11 protein-coding genes are annotated in these 14,791 nt (G+C 34.0%); 5 read left to right on the top strand and 6 right to left on the bottom strand.

Features of this window, described 5'->3' with window-relative positions; genetic code table 11:
• Positions 1 to 2: 2 nt before the first annotated feature.
• The gene (locus ASD98_RS02630) at positions 3 to 1,805 is read right to left on the bottom strand and encodes a lysophospholipid acyltransferase family protein (protein WP_056199824.1); all 1,803 of its coding nucleotides are present in this window, start codon (positions 1,803 to 1,805) and stop codon (positions 3 to 5) included.
• 120 nt (positions 1,806 to 1,925) lie between these two features.
• Here ASD98_RS02630 and ASD98_RS02635 point away from each other — a divergent pair, with 120 nt between their 5' ends.
• The 3 genes from ASD98_RS02635 to ASD98_RS02645 all read left to right on the top strand — a co-directional run bounded on the left by ASD98_RS02635 (position 1,926) and on the right by ASD98_RS02645 (position 5,098).
• Positions 1,926 to 2,687 carry an exodeoxyribonuclease III gene (locus ASD98_RS02635; RefSeq protein WP_056199827.1) on the top strand — a complete coding sequence of 254 codons (762 nt, stop codon included), beginning with the start codon at positions 1,926 to 1,928 and terminating at the stop codon, positions 2,685 to 2,687.
• A 148-nt stretch (positions 2,688 to 2,835) separates the two neighbouring features.
• The gene (locus tag ASD98_RS02640) at positions 2,836 to 3,780 is read left to right on the top strand and encodes an OmpA family protein (protein WP_056199830.1); all 945 of its coding nucleotides are present in this window, start codon (positions 2,836 to 2,838) and stop codon (positions 3,778 to 3,780) included.
• A gap of 280 nt (positions 3,781 to 4,060) precedes the next feature.
• On the top strand, positions 4,061 to 5,098 hold the full coding sequence (locus tag ASD98_RS02645) for an aldo/keto reductase (protein ID WP_056199833.1): 1,038 nt from the start codon (positions 4,061 to 4,063) through the stop codon (positions 5,096 to 5,098).
• Between the two features lie 124 nt (positions 5,099 to 5,222).
• On the opposite strand, the gene ASD98_RS02650 is transcribed toward ASD98_RS02645, so the two are convergent.
• From ASD98_RS02650 to ASD98_RS02665, 4 genes are all read right to left on the bottom strand, one after another.
• Entirely contained in the window at positions 5,223 to 6,863 is a 1,641-nt protein-coding gene (locus tag ASD98_RS02650) for a DUF4139 domain-containing protein (RefSeq protein WP_082577781.1), read from the bottom strand.
• Positions 6,864 to 6,930: 67 nt separating this feature from the next.
• The gene (locus ASD98_RS02655; RefSeq protein WP_056199916.1) at positions 6,931 to 7,554 is read right to left on the bottom strand and encodes a murein L,D-transpeptidase catalytic domain-containing protein; all 624 of its coding nucleotides are present in this window, start codon (positions 7,552 to 7,554) and stop codon (positions 6,931 to 6,933) included.
• A gap of 22 nt (positions 7,555 to 7,576) precedes the next feature.
• Positions 7,577 to 8,737, bottom strand: coding sequence for a VWA domain-containing protein (locus tag ASD98_RS02660; RefSeq protein ID WP_056199836.1), 1,161 nt, complete (start codon positions 8,735 to 8,737; stop codon positions 7,577 to 7,579).
• 110 nt (positions 8,738 to 8,847) lie between these two features.
• The gene (locus ASD98_RS02665; RefSeq protein WP_056199839.1) at positions 8,848 to 9,822 is read right to left on the bottom strand and encodes an SIMPL domain-containing protein; all 975 of its coding nucleotides are present in this window, start codon (positions 9,820 to 9,822) and stop codon (positions 8,848 to 8,850) included.
• A 148-nt stretch (positions 9,823 to 9,970) separates the two neighbouring features.
• Between ASD98_RS02665 and ASD98_RS02670 the strand changes: the two genes are divergently transcribed.
• Together ASD98_RS02670 and ASD98_RS02675 are read left to right on the top strand one after the other, a co-directional pair.
• Positions 9,971 to 11,794: a histidine kinase gene (locus tag ASD98_RS02670; RefSeq protein WP_056199841.1), complete on the top strand. Its 1,824-nt coding sequence runs from the start codon at positions 9,971 to 9,973 to the stop codon at positions 11,792 to 11,794.
• Complete coding sequence (locus tag ASD98_RS02675) at positions 11,794 to 12,540, top strand: LytTR family DNA-binding domain-containing protein (RefSeq protein WP_199866265.1); 747 nt, start codon at positions 11,794 to 11,796, stop codon at positions 12,538 to 12,540. Before ASD98_RS02670 ends, ASD98_RS02675 begins: the two co-directional genes overlap by 1 nt.
• Positions 12,541 to 12,810: 270 nt before the next feature.
• Here the strand turns inward: ASD98_RS02675 and ASD98_RS02680 are convergent, their stop codons facing one another.
• A complete protein-coding gene (locus tag ASD98_RS02680; protein WP_056199849.1) occupies positions 12,811 to 14,775 on the bottom strand; it encodes a transglycosylase domain-containing protein in 1,965 nt (654 codons plus the stop codon).
• Positions 14,776 to 14,791 lie beyond the last annotated feature (16 nt).

Here is a 14,791-nt window from a genome sequence, read left to right on the forward strand (position 1 = left end):
GATTAATCTTCCTTCTCAGATAATTTACGCTCTAGTTCTATTTGAAACTCTTCAATAACGGGTTTCATAGTGCTTTCTGGAATATCTGCGATTCTAATGTACATTAAACCATCAATAGCATTGTTAAACAAAGGATCGACGTTAAAAGCAACGACACGTGCATTTTGCTTGATGTACTTTTTAATTAAAACAGGCAAACGTAAATTTCCTGGTTCTAATTCGTCAATAATTTTATCAAACTTATTTAAGTCAGATTCAGCTTCGTCAAAAATAAAGTCTTTGTCAGCGTCTTTCAGTTTTACCTTATATGCTTTTTTCGGGTGAATGTATTGTGCAATATACGGATCGTAATAATTAGACTTCATAAACTCAATCATCAATGATTTAGAGAAATCTGAGAATTGATTACTGATACTTACGCCGCCTAATAAATATTTATGTTCAGGATAACGCAATGTGGTGTGAATAATTCCCTTCCATAACAAGAATAAAGGCATTGGTTTTTGCTGATATTCACGAATGATAAAAGCACGTCCCATTTCGATCGATTTGTGCATCATATCGTGTAATTCCGGTTCGAATCTAAAAAGATCATTGAGATAAAAGCCTTCAATTCCGTATTTTGGGTAAATTTCAGAACCAAGTCCCATTCTGTAAGCTCCGGCAATTTTTTTGGTTTCATCATCCCATAAAAACATATGGTGATAATATTGGTCAAATTTATCTAAATCAATAGATTCATTGGTTCCTTCGCCTACTTCACGAAAAGTAATTTCACGTAAACGGCCAATTTCATGCAGAATGTTCGGAACTGCTTTTGCTCTGGCAAAAAAAACTTCGTAGTTTTTGCTTTGTAGCAGCCTGCAATCGCTATTTCTCAACGCATTTACTTCGTCGATCATTTTTGTTTCGTTGGCCGGCGTAACAATTTTTTTAGGCGCTTTTGGTATTTTTAAACTGGCAGTGTCCAGTAATTTGCTGTCCTTTTCAAAAGGATTGGCCAGCATATAAGTTTTCTTTCTTAAAAATTCTGAGTATTCTTCAAATGATTCTATTTCGTTCTGTTCGCTTACAGAAATTGGTTTTCCAATACGAACTTTAATAACGCGATCTTTTTGTGTAAGCAGTTCTGACGGAAGTTTTGCAGTACGCAAAGTGTCATCTATCTTAGAAAGCCAATAGAATAATTTACTGTTTTTAGCATGAAAGTATATCGGTACAACCGGAACTTTTGCCTTTCGGATCAATTTTAGAGCGCCTTCTTCCCAAGGCTTGTCTACAACTAATTTCCCGTCTTTATAAGTCGAAACTTCCCCGGCAGGGAAAATCCCTAAAGGCTTTCCGTCACTTAAATGACGCAGAGTTTCTTTGATTCCAACAACACTCGATTTGGCATCCTTATGATTTTCAAAAGGATTAACCGGCATGATGTATTTTTTTAACGGAACAATTCGATGTAATAAGAAATTAGCGATAATCTTGAAATTTGGTTCTCTTTCAAGCATTAATTTCAAAAGTAAAATACCATCAATTCCTCCAAGCGGATGATTTGAAATGGTTATATAAGCGCCATCTTTAGGTAAACGTTTTAAATCTTCTTCAGGTATTTCGAATTTGATTTCCATCTCATCCAAAATTCCGTTTAAAAACGCAACATCCTCTAAATGTTTATTATGATCGTAAATTTTATTAAGGGTAGAGATCTTAAGAACCTTCATAAGAATCCAGCCTGAGAAAGTACCAAGCACTCCGTACTTCTCAACATTTATTGCCTTTGCAACTTCTTTCGCGGTAACTAAACCCATGTACTATTTTTAATTTATTAGAGCAGCGAACAAAGATAACAAAAAACTCTACTTTTCCTTTATTCAATTACAAACTTTCCTCTTTTTTATTACATTTGGAATCCTAAAAAAAATATCCAGATGAAAATTATTTCTTATAATGTAAACGGAATTCGTGCTGCAATTACTAAAGGCTTTATTGAATGGCTTCAGGCAGCAAATCCAGATGTGATCTGCCTTCAGGAGATAAAAGCTACTCAGGATCAGATTCCTGTTGAGGCAATAACGGCTGCCGGCTATCCGTATCAATATTATTATCCGGCAACAAAAAAGGGGTATAGCGGCGTTGCAATATTATCTAAAATAGAACCTAAAAAAGTAGTTTATGGAACTGGAATTCATCATATGGATTTTGAAGGCAGAAACTTACGGGCTGATTTTGATGATATTTCGGTAATGAGTCTATATCTTCCGTCTGGAACTAATATCGAAAGATTAGATCATAAATTTATGTTTATGGATGATTTTCAAGCGTATATTAATGAATTGAAACTTACGCTCCCGAATCTTATTATTTGCGGGGATTACAATATTTGCCACGAAGCGATTGATATTCACGATCCCGTTCGAAACAAAACGGTTTCGGGATTTTTACCTGCAGAGCGTGCATGGCTTGATGGTTTTATGAAGTCTGGTTTTATCGATAGTTTCCGTCATTTTAATAAAGATCCGCATCATTATTCATGGTGGAGTTACCGTGCGGGAGCCCGAGGAAATAACAAAGGCTGGCGTATTGATTATAATTTAGTGAGTGAAGTAATAGGTCATCGTTTAAAGCGCGCTGTTATTCTTCCAGATGCTGTTCACTCAGATCATTGTCCGGTTTTAGTTGAAATTGAATAAAGTTTGGTATTGTTCTTGTTGAAAGAGAACTGCGGTTCAAAGATTTAAATTCATATTTTAATAAAACTATGAAGCATTTTGGAATTTAAATTTGAGAATTAAGATATTTAGAATAATTAATACGCCCCAAATAAAAAACAAAAGTAAAATGATTAAAAAAGCCTCCATCGGATTAGTAGTTTTAGCATTGTCTGCAACTTCTTGCGTATCCAAAAAGATTTACAATGATCTCGAAACTAAATATTCAGATCTAAAAAAAGAAAACCGTTCTATTACTGACGAAAATGCGGATTTAAAAACAGCAAAAAATCAGCTAGAATTAGACCGCGATAAACTAACAAAAGATTTATCGGCAACAAAAGATGAACTTGCAAAACAAAAAGCTGATTTAGCTGCTGAGCAAAGGAAATACAAAGTATTGCAGGATTCTTATAATGCATTAGAGAAAAACAGCAACGATGCATTAGAAAGTAATATGGCTAAAAATCGTGATTTGCTTGCTCAACTAGAAGCAAAATCTAAAAAATTGGCCGATGAACAAGCACGTTTAGATAAAACAGCAAATCGTTTAAAAGAGCTTGAAGATATGATTGCCGCTAAAGAAGAAGCAATGCGCAAGCTAAAAGAAACTTTATCTAAAGCCCTGAACGGTTTTGAAGGTAAAGGTTTGACAGTAGAACAGAAAAACGGAAAAGTTTATGTTTCTATGGAAAACAAATTACTTTTCAATTCAGGAAGCTGGGCTGTTGGTACAGAAGGTAGAAGAGCCGTTGTAGAACTTGGAAAAGTTTTGGGTGATAATCCGGATCTTTCCGTTCTTATCGAAGGACATACAGATGATGATCCGTACGCTGGTTCTGGACCAATTGCAAACAACTGGGATTTATCGACTAAAAGAGCAACAGCAATTGTAGCTATTTTGAGCGAAAACAATAAAATCAACAAACAAAAACTTACAGCAGCAGGAAGAAGCGAATTTTCTCCTTTGGCAAGTAATGCCACTCCGGAAGGAAAAGCTAAAAACCGTAGAATCGAAATCATCTTAACACCAAGATTAGATGAAATCGCTGAAATGCTTAATAGCATAAATTAAGTTGCTAAGGTTCTGAGGGACTAAGATGCTAAGATTTTTAAAAAGGGTTCAAAGTTTTACTTTGAACCCTTTTTTATTATTCTAAATCTAACTTAGAATCTTAGTCCCTCAGAACCTTAGCCCCTTAAAAAAAATCTTGTACTTTTTTTAACCTTTGTCAAATTTAGATTTGCAAAATCCCTTTGTACCTTTGCGCCTCTAAAACTTTGAAACTAATAAAAAGCATCAAAATAAAAACCTTAGAATCTTAGCAACTCAGCACCTTAGAACCTTAAAAAAAATGAAATACACTACAATACCAAACACCGATATAAAAGTTAGTAAAATAAATCTTGGAACCATGACTTTTGGCCAGCAGAATACAGAAGCTGAAGGCCACGCACAAATGGATTATGCGCTTGAAAAAGGTGTAAACTTTTTTGATACTGCCGAAATGTATTCTGTTCCGGCACGTGAAGAAACTTACGGAAGCACAGAAAAAATTATTGGAACCTGGTTTAAAAAATCCGGGAATCGTGATAAAATCGTTTTAGCATCTAAAATTGCAGGACCAAACCCGAATTTCACCTATATGCGAGAAAAAGGAGATTTCTCTCCGGCAAGTATCAAATATGCTCTTGAAAATAGCTTAAAACGTCTTCAAACTGATTATATTGATTTATACCAAATGCATTGGCCTGAACGCAAGACCAATTATTTTGGGCAGCGTGGTTTTAATGGTTATGAAGATGCCTGGGAAGATCATTTTAGAGAAATCCTGGAAACGTTTGACGGGTTAATCAAAGAAGGAAAAATTAAACATATTGGCGTTTCAAATGAAAATGCATGGGGAATGATGCGTCTTTTGGAAGAAAGTAAATATCAAAACCTTCCAAGAATTAAAACAGTTCAAAATCCATATAATTTATTGAACCGTCTTTTTGAAGTTGGTTCTGCAGAAGTTTCAAAATATGAAAATGTTGGATTATTAGCATATTCACCTTTAGCTTTTGGAGTTTTAACGGGTAAATTTTTAACTGGTGAAGCACATCCAAATGCGAGAGTTAATCTTTTTCCGCAATACACGCGTTATAAAAGCGAACAATGTACACAGGCAACAAAATTGTATCAGGAAATTGCTAAAAAACATGGATTAACGCTAACTGAATTAGCAATGGGATTTGTTTTGCAACAACCATTTTTGACAAGTGCTATTATTGGTGCAACAACAATGGAACAGTTAAAAGAAAATATTGCCACAATTGATGTAGTTTTATCAAAAGAAATCATAGCCGAAATTAATCACGTTCAGGCGATAATTCCAGATCCGGCACCATAACACAAGTGTCAGCCTGAGCGATCCCGAGGCTTCGGGAGAAGGCTTTTTATAAACACAAATTCCACAAATTAACACAGATCAATCCGTGAAAATTTGTGGAATTTGTGTTTAAAATGTTATCTGTTTATAAATTCAAAGTCTGATCTTTTGGATATTTCACTCTGTAACTAATTCTGAATTTCTTAGTTTCATTTGGTTTCAACTGCAATTGCCAGGTTAATATTCCGGTTTCGGCATTTACTTTTGCCGAATCACTTTGCAGTAATTCTACTTCAATGTCTTTATTTGTAGTTAACGGATATTGATCCTTCAAAAGCAATTCAACCGCTTCTTTTTTGTTATTTCTTACTGTAATATCAAAAGTAAAAGTCTGTTCTTTTTTGGCAGATAAAAATTTGGTTCCCGATTTATCCGCCACTTTTTCACGTTTGATAGATACTTTTTTATCGCGTCCCATACTTAAGTTCAAAGTATCGCTGGTTTGATTTGGTTCAATAAATGTTTTGCCAACATACATTCCTTCAAAAATAATATTCGCCTCGCCTCGCAGTAAATTGTATTTACTGTAATCTGCAATTTCAGCAAGTAAAAATGCGTCATTTTCCACTTTTGGAACAGCATAATATTTGTACGTTGCCGGAAGTTTTATTTCTTTTAAGGATACACTGTGAATTTTTCCATTTGATAAAATATCATACGGAATATCAATATCAAAAGAAATATTAAGCTGGTTTTCTGCAACAGTTGTGTAATTCGAAACAGAAGATTCTGCTATCGCAGGTGCAGCCATTTCCGTTTGGACACCTGCTATTTTATCTTTAAAAACACTTCCCTGCAGCTGGTTCTTTTTTCTCTGTGTTCCATATCCTATAGTCACAATTTCATTATCGTATACCTGATTCGCCAGAAACCAGGAACTCAATATTGGCGCTTGATTATTTTGATTTGGATAACCGCTTGAAAGAGTCAGTTTTACTTTTTTCCAGTCAATTCCTGTGTTTTGAACCACTTGTGCTTTATACATCATATTAATTGGAGCTGCAACACTTTCAGTGCGTAAATCATAAAAAGGAGACCAGCCAGCGTTATTAGTTAAATAAGATATTTCTAAAGGAACCGGCCCGGCTGCACTATTCATTACCTGAACAATCAGTTTTCCAGAGGAAGTTTTTTCTTCTTTGCTTGTGTCAACTTCAAGTTTGTTGTTTAGCTTTTGAAGCGTTTCGTCCAGCTTTTGTTTTTTCTCTGTCAGCGTATTAATATTGTTTGCAATTTCTATCTGCTTGCTTTTATAATAATCTACCATTTTCATTAACTCGGCAACATTCAATCCAGAATTTACGCCGGAAATCTGTTGGTTTTTATCTAATAACTGAATGGTTTTTGATTCAGAATTTATAGTATTATTTACTTTCTGAATTTCCTTCTGAACCAAAACAATACTGTCACGAACTCTTTTCAATAAAGGCGATTTAGGATCGGTTTCATATTCTGAAATATAATTATTGGTAAACTGAACCGATAAAACTGTTACACTTGCCGGCGTACCAATTTGAATAGAACTTTCATTTAAATTTACTGCAACATTTTTAATCACAATTTCGCTTGTTCCTAACGGTAAAGTTGTATTTGCTGTCTGAGAAATTTCGGCAGCATTAAAATATACCGTTGCCGCTTTTACTTTTGCAGTGGTAAAAATTGGTTTTTGCGCAAAGACAAAAATGCCTAACAATAATAAGAGCGCTGTTGCTTGTTTTTTAATCATCGGAGTATAATTTAAAATGTTATTATAAAAGTATAGATAACAAAAACGGGCGTTAGGTTGGTTTAACTTAATAATAAATTACCAAAATGATTTTCTTTTTAGAACTATCGATCATTTTTTCAATTACGCCAAAAAACTTTTCGTTAACCATTGGGCATCCCAAACTATTGCAAATAGGATTTATTTGTTCTTCAAAAGGAACATCTGCATATTTGTGAAGTACAATATTTCGATCAAAAGCATTACTATTTGTTTTGTCTAAACCGTATAATTTGTATGCTTTTCCAAAGCTTCCAAAATAAGAATTGCCAATTGCATATTTGCCAAGCGAACTGCAATTAGAATCCTTTGTATTGCTAAACTGCAGTTTTCCGGCAATTCCGGTTTCAGATCCGGAACCGTGACCAACTAAGCCTTTGTTCAGTATTTTGTTGTGTTTTAAATCATAAACAAAAAACCGGTTTTTTCCAGATTCAATCTTCATATCTAATAAGAAGACAACATTTGAATTGTATTTAGGAGTTTTCCCCAAAAAATTCCTAATCTCAGTTATCTCACTTTTTAGTTCCTCTTCGTAGGAGTAAACCGGTTTTGAATTTTTAACGATTTCTGGTTTTTCTTCTTTATTCTTACAGGCAAAACTTAGACCAAAAATGCTCAGCCAAAGCAAAAAGAATATTTTCTTTTTCATGTTTCGGGATTTGCAGCAGGATTTATTTCTCAACCGTATAACCTTTCACTTTTGCAAAAGCAACTATCGAAGTATTTATCGTGTTGCCAAGATCGTCTTGCTTTTTGGTTTTTTTGGCTTCGGTATCAATATAAGCCTGACGTTTTTTTGCCAATACGCTAATTTCTTTTTGAATCGTTTCTCTTTCCTTCGTTTTCTCAGCCACAATTTTTTGCAATTCTTCAGTCGATTTACCCTGAAGTTCTTCGGGTAATTCTTCTTTTCTAATTTTTGAAAGTGCTGCGGCATCATCTTTTGTTTTATCGACCAAATCCCAGCTTTCATTTTTATAAACCGCTTTTGATTTGCTTACGGCACGATCTGTATAATTCGCCTTTGAAACCTTTTTTGCATTTTGATCCTGCATAACCTGATTCATTTTTTTGGCTTCGCCTTTAGCACCATAATTAATGTAGGTTTTGTTCATTTTTTCATCGCATTTAGTGATTTCATCGTCATATGGCGTTGCGATATATTCAACAGATTGATTGGCGTCGATATTAAAATATTTTCCTTTTCCACGGTCAGCGCCGTCTTTCCAAAATATGTTTATGCCTTCTGTTTTATTACCGCAGAAAATCGTGTTTACATAAATATCATTTTTCAAAGCACTGCTTATGGCTTCTTTATAGCTGATTTTTCCCTGATTAAATCCTTCGTTTCCGGCAATGTAAATCAGTTTCATGCTGTTATTTTCTGCTTCCCATTTTAATTCTTTTGTCGCATCCTGAATTACAGCACCGCAATATTCATTTCCGCCATTGGTTCTAAGTGCAAATAATTGTTCCGAAATCAAATCTAAATCTGTTGAAAGCGGCGTAATTTGTCTGATGTAATTTGATTTTTCTGATAAGCCGCTATTTCCATATTCATACAAGGCGATTTCGATATCCGGAGTTTTTCCTTCATATTTTAAAGTCGTCAACGTATTCACGATGTTCCATAATCTCGATTTGGCCTGATCGATTAATCCTTCCATACTGCTTGATGTGTCCAGTAAAAGTGCCACTTGTATTTTAGTCGTTGCAGCCGAAACTGGTTTTTCGATTTCAGTTTTATTTTTTGGATTTGCATTAGCTGAATTACAGCTGGCAAAAGAAAATACAGTGGCAAAAAGCGCGGAAATAAAAAGATTTGATTTCATAATTTTAGTTTTAATTGGATGATTACAGATCAAACTTAAAAACTTAAAATGCACACTTTTTGTACAAATGGTGAAACGGTATTTTGACTTGGTGAAATGCTTCTGCCAGATTAATGAATTGGTTTGGCTGTATTTGTATTCAATGTTTTTAAATCACCATTTGGAGTAATCAGAATAAATTCTTTATCTGTTTTATCTGCTTTTAAAACCTGTTTTTTTTCTCGGTTAATCGCTATTTTAACCTCATATTGTACTTGAATAACAGGTTCTAAAACAGTGGGATTAATTACAAAATCAAACTCTTTATTAAATACAGGCTGGTAATAAAGTGTAACAGATTTGCTAAGCTGATTAACGTTTGCCGCTTTTTTTAAGTTCAAAGAAGAACCATTATAAGCCTCATACGATTTGTACATTTCTACAGGGACATTTATGATATAATCATCGGTGATTCTTTTTTCGGCATTTGTAAATGTTTCCCCAAGTAATTCCTGATAGTTTTTTATTTTTTCCTGAACCAGGAGTTTCGCTTTGAGCATCATTTCTCTCTTAACTGTTTCTAAAGTATTGGAAAAATAATCAACTCTTACCAGGTCATAGATTTCATTATTGGACAAAATGGAAATAAATTCATTAAGCTGATTTGGATCTGAGTATTTGATATGAATGTTTTTCTTCAACTCAAATCCTGCAGGTACTTCATTATAGGTTTTACGGTTAAAAAGTTTTTTTTCTGCTTCATATTCATAAGCAGGAACAAATGAAATCATGTCGACAAAAGTCTCAACACCTTTTTTAAGTTTAATAGCATTGATTGACTGCGTAATTCTTTGGTCAATTAATTCATTTACTTCCTTAGTGGTTTTGCCAGTTTGAGTTACGCTAAAAATCGCCGTATAAGCATCTGCTTTAATATTAGCAAGCCCTTTTACGCTTACAACAATATCACCATTTGAAGGAAAGTCTACGTTGATTATATTATTGCCATAATATTGCTGATTTTGATAATTGACATTTCCTGAAGCCTGACCAATTATAAATGAAGAAAATAGAAGAGCAAAAAATGTAAAGGATAGTTTTTTCATGATTATAGTTTTTAAGAATTACTGGTCAAATGTATTGATCGAAAAAACGTATTTTTGACAGAATGGGTCAACAGGTCGTTTGACTTGGTGAAAAATATAGGATAGGAATTTGAAATTAGGTTACTTTACACTTTCAAAATAACTTATTGTGAAACGTCATTTATTAATTGGTTTTAGTCTGCTCTTTTTAGTGCTAATGTTTCCGCAGCGAACAATAGCGCAGGAACTTCCTGTGCAGAAAAGTGAAAAAAGCAAACAGGTCAAAATCAGTAAAGCGGCCGACGATTTATCCAAATCATTAGATGAAAATGATGAAGCAAAAATTGCCCAGAATTATGAAAGACTGGCCAATGAATTTTTAAATAAAGGGGATAATGCCAAAGCTGAGGAATATTTTAAAAGAGCATTAAACAGTTATACCAAACTAAAATTAACCGAAGATAAAACCCGGGTAACCCGAAGTTTAGCCAAAACACAGGAAAACCAAAAGAATTTTGATTCGGCAATTAAAAATTATGAAGTTGCAGGTTCATTGGCAAAAGATGTCTCTGAAGAAAAGATAAATTTAAACGACGCCAACCGACTTAAAAATCAGTCTGATCCTGTGAGTCAAAAGGGTTATGTAGATTCTAATATTGAATTGCTGAAAAAGGAAAAGAAAAGCGAGGAAGTTACAGATGCCTATGTGCAAAAAGCGCAAAATTCATTAGACTTAAAAGATAAAAAGGTTGCTATAGAAAGCTATAAAAAAGCATTAGTTTATGCAAAAGACAAACCCGAAGCTGTAATTAAAATCAAAAATGAAATTGCAAAAGTATATGCCGAAGACAATCAGTTTGATAAAGCCGTCAGCATAAATGAAAAGCTGCTTGCCGAAGCCAAAATCAATAAAGATTATACCACAGAAATAAAACAATTGCAATCGCTGGCGTCTCTTTATTTTCAAAAATCAGAAACCGAAAAGGCAATTTCATCTTTGAAAGAAGCTTATGATTTATCGTTTCAAAAAGGAAATTCGGCGGAAGCCAAAAAAAGTTTGTCTTCCTTAATTAAATATTACAAAACCAAAGGCGAAGACAAAGAAAGCATGGCGTTGTATGAGCAGTTTTTTGAAAACTTCGAAAAGCTCATTCATTCTGATACGACTTTAATCGATGCCAAAACATTTCAGATTACCGAAGATAAAATTCGTCAGTTAGAAAAAGAAAAAACCTTAAAAGACGAGTTGATTTCAAAGAAAAATACATTCAATTATTTTCTGATTGGTTCGGTTGTTTTACTATTGTTTTTGTTTTCGTTTATTTCGAAAGCATTGTATTCCATTCGAATAAAAAACAAAGAAATTGCTCTGCAGTCATTGCGTCGTGAAATGAATCCGCATTTTATTTTCAATAGTTTGAATAGTGTGAATCAGTTTATATCTGAAAATAAAGAATTGGAAGCCAATAAATATCTGACTTCGTATTCGAATTTGATGCGAAATATGATGGAAAACTCCAATAAGGATTTTATTTCTTTGGATAAAGAAGTCGAGCAGCTTAAGAAATATCTGGATTTAGAACATTTACGCTTTGAGGATAAATTTAATTTTGAAATTATAGTGAATGATTCGCTGGATACTGAAAGAGTTTTTGTTCCGAATATGATTATCCAGCCGCATTTAGAAAACTCAATCTGGCACGGATTGCGATATTTAGACCAAAAAGGATTTTTATCACTTCGCTTTGATTTTAAAAACGGAAAAATAATCGTTACCATTGATGATAACGGAATTGGTCTAACCAAAAGCCGCGAACTTAAAACAACGAATCAAAAAATATACGAATCCCGTGGTTTGAACAATACAAAAGAGCGAATTGATCTTTTGAACGAATTGTACAAAAAAGAGATTTCATTTAAGATTTCGGAAAAAGAAGGAGCAGAGAAGGGAACTGTTGTTGAAATTGTTTTTCCATTAATTGACAAAATATGATGACTTTGCAGAAGATAAAAAGTGTTATTGTCGAAGATGAACTTGCCGCGCGCGAAGTGCTTAAAAATTATTTAAGCAAATATTGTCCGCAGGTTGAGGTTGTGGGCGAAGCTCAAAATATAAAAGAAGCTGTTCCGCTGCTTCACGAAGTTAAACCGCAATTAGTTTTTCTGGATGTAGAAATGCCTTTTGGAAATGCTTTTGATGTATTGGAAGCCTGCAAAGATTTACATTTTGAAACCATATTTGTCACTGCTTTTTCTGAATATTCGTTAAAAGCTTTGAATCAGAGTGCAGCTTATTATCTGCTAAAACCCATAAGTATCGAAGAATTGATTGTTGCCGTAAATAAAGTACAGCATCAAATAATGAACAACGAAATCTTCAATCGAAACAAAATCATTGTAGAAAACTTTCACGAACAAAAACCCGAAAAACAGCAAGTTATTCTGCCAACACTTGAAGGTTTTGAAGTCGTAAAAATGGAAGAAATCGTGCGTCTTCGCGGTAACGGTAATTTCACCGATTTATATCTCAATAACGGAAGCAAAAAAATGGTCTGCCGATTTTTAAAACACTTTTCAGAAATCTTACCACTGCCTTTTATTCGTGTTCATAAATCGCATATTATCAATATGAATTGCGTAAAAGCATACAACAAAGGCGGCATCGTTACACTCAATGACGAAACCGAAATTGAAGTTTCATCAACGTATAAAGAAGAGTTTTTAAAGAATTTCAGGTAGTTTTCTAACCGCAAAGTTCGCAAGGTTTTACGCAAGGCACGCAAGATTTTAGATAGTTTCTTTTCTGTTAGAGCAAATGTTTTTTGAATTGCGTCCAGCTTTAGCTGGATGAGAAATAGCCAAAGTGAAAGGGCTTTAGCCAAACATTTACTGTTTTGGCTAAAGCCCTTTTCTATTTAAATCTTGTTCCATCCAGCTAAAGCTGGACGCAATTCAAAAATTTAGCGTGCCTTGCGTAAAACCTTGCGAACTTTGCGGTTAAACAAGAACCTACAAATCAAATTCCTCGTCTGTTGATAAAGAATCATTTTTAACCGCAGTCGAATCCGGAGCTTTGATTTTTATCAGAGAACGCGCATTTCCGGAAATATAAACTGGAAGCTGGCCAATTGTATCTTCAGGAATTAAAAGGCCTCGACGGAACATTAAGCTTTTCAGGAATTTTTGATTTTTCAATGCATAATCTTTCAAATTTCCTTCGTCATTAAATTGATACATGAATTTCCTTGGTTTCGGAATAATGGTAGCTAAGTACAAACATTCATCAACATTTAAAGCCGAAGGACTTTTTTGGAAATAGAAATGACTCGCTTCGCCAATTCCGTATACGTTTGGTCCCCATTCGATAATGTTGAAATAAACCTCGAGCATTCTTTCCTTGCTTACAATTCGGTTATTTTCTAAAATGTAAACTAACAGGATTTCTTCCAGCTTTCGCGAAAGCGTTTTCTCTCTGGTAAGAAAAACATTTTTAATCAACTGCATGCTGATCGTACTGGCGCCGCGCGAGAATTTCTTAGTTCGGATGTTTTTTAGAATCGATTGTTTGAAAGCTTCATTTATAAAACCTCGATGCGAGAAGAACGACGGATCTTCAGTCGTTAAAACACATTTTCTTAAATAAGGAGAAATCTGGTCTAATGGGGTATAATTCGGATTTGCATTTCCAACCAAAACTGGTCTTTGCAGTACATTTTGAATAATCGCACGATAGACAAATTCGCCGTTTAGTTTATTTAAATCGGCTTCGCCATATTTCGTAATCCGTAAATCCTCTTTGTTCAGTTTACTGTCAAAAACAAGTGTGTTTGGTTTATTTTTATTGAACTTAAAATCCAATTTATAATCGAAATTCCCGGTTGCCTGCATTCCCTGGAAATGCGTAAACAAACCATCAGGAAGCGAAACGATAAAATCCTGCGCATTCATTTTCGGAATATCAACTTTTAGAGTATAAACTGTATCTTTTTCAGTATCGTAAGAAACGTATGGTCGCAGTTTAATTTTATTCAGCGTCATTGTCGAAGTACTGTCAATCGAAATAAAATCATCGCCCAATAAAAATCTATAATCGAAACGTGCATTTTTTATAACAACATCTTTACTGGCAATTTTTGGATGATTGATTTTTAGGTTTACAATAGAAGTAAAACCATCAAGATGGAATTCGCTTCCGCTTTTATCAATGTTTTCAACGTTTAAACGGATAGAATCAAAACTTGCTTTTAAGCCATATCTTTCATCAAGATACGGAACACGAATCGCTCCGGTATCTAAATTAAAAAATCGAATATCTGCTTTTTGGTTTCTTGGGTCTGCAAAACCTTTTAAGTTCCAACGCTGATCAAAATTTTTACTTTGAACATGAATACTGGTTTCGAGTTGTTTGTTGTTTAAAACCAGCTTATTTATTGCAATAGCCGTTTTTTTGCCATTATCGTCAATTTTGAATTGGAAGTTATCCAAATTCATGTCAGTCGGAACTAAATTGAGGAGTTTTGAAATAATGCGATAGGCAAAAGCACCATATTTTCGTTTTTCGCTTTTTTCAGAATCGTCACGGTCTCTTTTTAAGAAAGCATCGAAGTTGCGAATTTTTCCTTTTTTAACTAATTGTATGTAACCGTTGTCGACTTTTAAAGTTCCAACCTGAACATCGCCAATTAGTAAATTACTTAAACTGACGCTGGTTTCAATATTTTTAATTTTTAGAAGCGTATCGGCATTTTTGGGAACCAGTACAACATCAGTAAGTTTAATGGTTGATAAACCGTCAAAAGAAGCTTTTTTGATTGAAAAATCACTGTTATAATCAACAGCCATTTTGTGGGTTACTTTTGCAATTGCCTGTTTTAAAAGAGAATTACGAAAAAAGTATAATCCAATGCAAAGCAAAATCAATACCAGGGCAAGTATTTTTAAAGCTTTGAAAATTTTTTGTTTTGGAAGATTCATAGTAGTAGGTTTATAA

It is taken from the genome of Flavobacterium sp. Root186, assembly GCF_001428525.1.
Taxonomy (GTDB): domain Bacteria; phylum Bacteroidota; class Bacteroidia; order Flavobacteriales; family Flavobacteriaceae; genus Flavobacterium.

Excerpts from the sequence above, each read along its gene's own strand:
- ASD98_RS02665 (WP_056199839.1), bottom strand. The coding sequence starts at position 9,822 with ATGAAAAAACTATCCTTTACATTTTTTGCTCTTCTATTTTCTTCATTT.
- ASD98_RS02630 (WP_056199824.1), bottom strand. The coding sequence starts at position 1,805 with ATGGGTTTAGTTACCGCGAAAGAAGTTGCAAAGGCAATAAATGTTGAG.
- ASD98_RS02650 (WP_082577781.1), bottom strand. The coding sequence starts at position 6,863 with ATGATTAAAAAACAAGCAACAGCGCTCTTATTATTGTTAGGCATTTTT.
- ASD98_RS02660 (WP_056199836.1), bottom strand. The coding sequence starts at position 8,737 with ATGAAATCAAATCTTTTTATTTCCGCGCTTTTTGCCACTGTATTTTCT.
- ASD98_RS02655 (WP_056199916.1), bottom strand. The coding sequence starts at position 7,554 with ATGAAAAAGAAAATATTCTTTTTGCTTTGGCTGAGCATTTTTGGTCTA.
- ASD98_RS02680 (WP_056199849.1), bottom strand. The coding sequence starts at position 14,775 with ATGAATCTTCCAAAACAAAAAATTTTCAAAGCTTTAAAAATACTTGCC.
- ASD98_RS02675 (WP_199866265.1), top strand. The coding sequence starts at position 11,794 with ATGACTTTGCAGAAGATAAAAAGTGTTATTGTCGAAGATGAACTTGCC.
- ASD98_RS02645 (WP_056199833.1), top strand. The coding sequence starts at position 4,061 with ATGAAATACACTACAATACCAAACACCGATATAAAAGTTAGTAAAATA.
- ASD98_RS02635 (WP_056199827.1), top strand. The coding sequence starts at position 1,926 with ATGAAAATTATTTCTTATAATGTAAACGGAATTCGTGCTGCAATTACT.
- ASD98_RS02640 (WP_056199830.1), top strand. The coding sequence starts at position 2,836 with ATGATTAAAAAAGCCTCCATCGGATTAGTAGTTTTAGCATTGTCTGCA.